Source organism: Rhizobacter sp. P2_H2 (assembly GCF_056403375.1).
The window spans coordinates 1-3,744 of record NZ_JBFUFP010000527.1; the positions used below are offsets into that span (position 1 = coordinate 1).

Genomic DNA, 3,744 nt, shown 5'->3' on the forward strand with positions numbered 1-3,744 from the left:
TCGCGGTGCTGGAAGCGGCCGGCGACGCGGCGGCCGACTGGTCGGCGTGGAGCCGCGAGCAGGCGGTGCAGGCGCGCTGCGTGGTCGTCGCGCTCACGGTCGACGGGGCCCGGCAACGCTGGCTCGCGATGGAAGACCCATGGGACGACGCGAAGCTGCGCCGCATCAGCGGGCGCGTCGGCGAAGCGCTGCAGCCGGCAGCCGCGAGCACGCAGGCGATGCGCTCCTGGCTGGGGGAGACCGATGGGGCAGCGGTGCGCGAAGAAGCCGCGAAGCCCGCGGCCGTGGCCGACGGGCCGATCGTCGGCTTCGTCGACAGCGCGATCCGCGCCGGCTTCCAGGCCGGTGCGAGCGACATCCATTTCGAATGCGACCGCGGTGGCGTGACGGTCAAGCACCGGCTCGACGGCGTGATGGCGCGCTTTGCGCGGCTCGACGGTGCGACGCAGGCCGAGGAGGTGATCTCGCGCATCAAGGTGCTGGCGCAACTCGACATCACCGAGCGGCGGCTGCCGCAGGACGGGCGTTTTCGGATCGACATCCAGGGTGGGCGCATCGACCTGCGCGTGTCGATCATGCCGAGCGTGTTCGGCGAGGACGCGGTACTGCGGCTGCTCGACAAGGCCCAGCTGCGCGAGAGCGATGCGACGGTGTCGCTCGACCTGCTGGGCTTCGACGCGATCGGCGCGGGCCTGATCCGCGAGCTGTCGATGGCGCCGAGCGGGATGATGCTGGTGACCGGGCCGACCGGCAGCGGCAAGACGACGACGGTGTATGCGGCGCTGTCGGAGATCAACACGGGGCTGGAGAAGATCATCACGATCGAGGACCCGGTGGAGTACGAGCTGGCGGGCGTGCTGCAGATTCCGGTCAACGAGCGCAAGGGGCTGACCTTCGCGAAAGGGCTGCGCTCGATCCTGCGGCATGACCCGGACCGCATCCTGGTCGGCGAGATCCGCGATGCCGAGACGGCCGAGATCGCGGTGCAGTCGGCGCTGACCGGCCACGCGGTGTTCACGACGGTGCATGCGAACAGCCTGACCGACATCATCGGCCGCTTCCGGCATTTCGGGCTCGACATGTTCGGCTTCATGTCGTCGCTGAACGGGGTGGTGGTGCAGCGGTTGATGCGGCGGCTGTGCGCCGATTGCGCCGGCGAGCGTGACGCGACTGCACGCGAGGCGCAGTGGCTGGGCGTGGTCGCGGAACACGGCGTGCGCGTGCCGCTGGCGGTGGGCTGCCCGCTGTGCCACGGCTCGGGCTACAAGGGGCGCTTCGTGATCTCGGAGGTGCACGTGATCGACGATGCGTTCCGCGACCACGTGACCGAGGGCTCGCCGCTGTCGGTGCTGAAGGGGCATGCGTATGCGGGCGGCACGCTGACGCTGGACCAGCAGTCGGTGCGGCGGGTGCTGCAACGCCAGACCACGATCGAGGAGGTGCGGCGTGTCGTCGGTGCGATCTGAGGGCGCGCAGGCCTGGCTGGGCTTGCGTGGGGTGGCGTGGCGCTTCGGTGAACAGCCGTGGCAGTGGCAGCCGGCCGACGGGCTGGAAGCCGGCGTGACGGCCGTTGCAGCGGCACTGAAGGCCGATGCCGCGGTGCGCCGGCCGCAGCTCAGGCTGTGGCTGGCCGGCAGCGTGGCGCGGCCGTTCATCGTGCAACCGGTGCCGGGGCTGCAGAGCTGGACCGAGGCACGCCGGCTGGCCGAGGCGCTGGCGCCCGATGAGACCGGGCTGACCGGGCCATGCGAGGTGTGGCTGGATGCGGCGCCGCCTGGGCACGCGGTGCTGGGCGTGGCGATCGAGACGGCGACGCGCGAGACGATCGAGCGTGTGCTGGCGGCGCATGGCGTGCGCGCTGTTGCGATGCGGCCGTGGTGGACGGCGGCGTTGGCGCGGGCGCTGGACGCGCAGCCGGCGCTGTCGCGCATCGTCGTCGCGGAACCGGAGAGCCTGGTGGTGCTGGCCGGCCGCGACGGGGTGTTCAGCGCGACGGCCACCTGTGCACCGTTGCCGTCGCCGGAGCATGCGGCGGCATGGCTGCAGCGCTCGGTGCTGAGCCTCGGGATCGCCGACGGCGAGGGCGTGCGGGTGGTGCTGTCGGCGGGCGCGGGATTGGACGATGCGGTGATGGAGGCGTGGGCATGAGGCGCATCGAGGCCGATTTCATCCGCCGCCGGCCGCCGGGGCGAGCCTGGTGGGGCGCGACGGTGCTGTTGCTGGTGGCCGCGGTGGCGTTGGCGGCATGGGGCTGGACGGTGCGCGAGGACACGGCCGGCGTGCGTGCGCAAATGCAGGACTGGAATGCGCGCGTCGACGCACTGGCGCACCAGGCGTCGCGGCGCGCCGAGCTGCCGAACGAGCCGCCGCCGGCCTATGCCGCCGATGCGCAGGCGGCGTTGAAGCTGCAGCGCGTGCCGGTCGACGCCGCGCTGGCCTCGCTCGAATCGGTGGGCACGGTGGGCGTGCTGCCGGTGTCGGTGGACATCAGCGCGGCCGACGCGACCGTGCGCGTGCAGGTCGAGTTCTCAAGCTACGAGGCGCTGCTGAAGTACCTGGAGGATCTCAACGCCGGGGAGCCGAGCGAGCGGTGGATCCTGGCGACGGCGCAGGGGACGGCACAGGGTGCCAGCGGGCGGCCGACGGCGTTGATCGTCTCGCGGTGGCGTGGGAGGGAATGACATGGGATCTCGCGATGACAGCTCAGCAAGTTCCTGAGCCTCATTCTTCGGCACCAGCCAGACACCATCGGCCTGACGCTGGATGCGCAGGGCTGGGCCGTCATCGATGAGCTGATTGCCAAGAGTGATGCCGCGGGAACGCGGCTCACACGGGACGAACTGCTGCAGCCGCAGTCGCGACAGCAGGTGCACCTGTCGGCCGATGAAGCAACGGCGCACTTGGTGGGGCAGCGTCATGGCAAGCCTGTCGAGCTGACGGTTGACGCGCTTCGCATGCACGCTGCCGGGTTCAAGTTCTATCGGGCGGACAACGGCGTCTGGCTCACGGATCAGGTGCCTCGGGAATTTCTGGTAGCCCGCTAAACAAAGTCGAAATGCTCCTCCATGACGGCAATCGCCTCGTCAACGTCTGCGCCGAGGAAACCGAGCACTTCCAGGAACCATGACAGCTGGTCGTCCTGGCCCGACACATTTTCTTTGCTCGGGTAAAGAAGGCACACGGCAAGACGAGCAACAACTGCCTCACCGCTCTCGAAATTCCGCAGTCCTCTTTCGTCCACGGCTTTCCACCAATGAGCAAGAGCGACACGCCTGTCATCCTCAGAGAGTTCCCCGGCGAGAAGCCCTTTGACGGTCGACAGAGGGTCATGGGCGGAAGAGCCGAATGAAATGCCGAGTCGCCCAACGACTCTCATCATGTAGAGCAGAAGCGATCGCAGGGATTCATTTGCGCTCTTCGGCCAGGCTATCGAGCCAATCGACTTGTTCAATGCATTGCTCCGAGCAAGTCCCTCAAATCTGCTCCCAGACACTTCTTCCTTCAAAGAACAACTCGAAGCCTCCACTGGCCGGCCAGAACGAGACTGTCTAATTTTCAATGCTCTCTCCGGGCAGAACGAAGAAGTATTCGGAGAGCGGCTCCAACAGCACCTTGACGGGCGTAGAGCTCTCGTTCTGAAGCGGCAATCTCGCGGTCAGATGGGGCATGCCGACTCCTATTGCTGAGGGCTCGGTTCCAGCGCCTTGCCATCACGCGTCACGGTCACAATGGAATTTACCCATC

Annotated in this window: 5 protein-coding genes and 1 pseudogene; 5 read left to right on the forward strand and 1 reads right to left on the reverse strand. The window is 68.1% G+C overall.

Annotated elements, in window-relative coordinates:
• The 5 genes and pseudogenes from AC1D15_RS21725 to AC1D15_RS21745 all read left to right on the forward strand — a co-directional run.
• The coding region (locus AC1D15_RS21725; protein ID WP_477827601.1) for a GspE/PulE family protein at window positions 1-1,466 on the forward strand (1,466 nt) is incomplete at its 5' end.
• Window positions 1,456-2,148, forward strand: coding sequence for a hypothetical protein (locus AC1D15_RS21730; protein WP_477827602.1), 693 nt, complete (start codon window positions 1,456-1,458; stop codon window positions 2,146-2,148). The genes AC1D15_RS21725 and AC1D15_RS21730, both read left to right, overlap by 11 nt.
• Window positions 2,145-2,681, forward strand: a complete 537-nt coding sequence (locus AC1D15_RS21735; protein WP_477827603.1) for a hypothetical protein — start codon at window positions 2,145-2,147, stop codon at window positions 2,679-2,681. The genes AC1D15_RS21730 and AC1D15_RS21735 overlap by 4 nt, the downstream gene beginning before the upstream one ends.
• Before the next feature lie 30 nt (window positions 2,682-2,711).
• Window positions 2,712-2,822 (forward strand): annotated as a pseudogene (locus tag AC1D15_RS21740) (RNA 2'-phosphotransferase); the annotation flags it as partial.
• Window positions 2,796-3,044: an RNA 2'-phosphotransferase gene (locus tag AC1D15_RS21745; protein WP_477827605.1), complete on the forward strand. Its 249-nt coding sequence runs from the start codon at window positions 2,796-2,798 to the stop codon at window positions 3,042-3,044. The pseudogene AC1D15_RS21740 and the gene AC1D15_RS21745, both read left to right, overlap by 27 nt.
• Here AC1D15_RS21745 and AC1D15_RS21750 read toward each other — a convergent pair.
• On the reverse strand, window positions 3,041-3,451 hold the full coding sequence (locus AC1D15_RS21750) for a hypothetical protein (RefSeq protein ID WP_477827604.1): 411 nt from the start codon (window positions 3,449-3,451) through the stop codon (window positions 3,041-3,043). The two genes, AC1D15_RS21745 and AC1D15_RS21750, sit on opposite strands and share 4 nt — an antisense overlap.
• Between the last annotated feature and the right edge of the window lie 293 nt (window positions 3,452-3,744).

What these genes read in the sequence shown, in the direction of transcription:
- AC1D15_RS21735 (WP_477827603.1), top strand. Translation starts at nt 2,145, where the DNA reads ATGAGGCGCATCGAGGCCGATTTCATCCGCCGCCGGCCGCCGGGGCGA.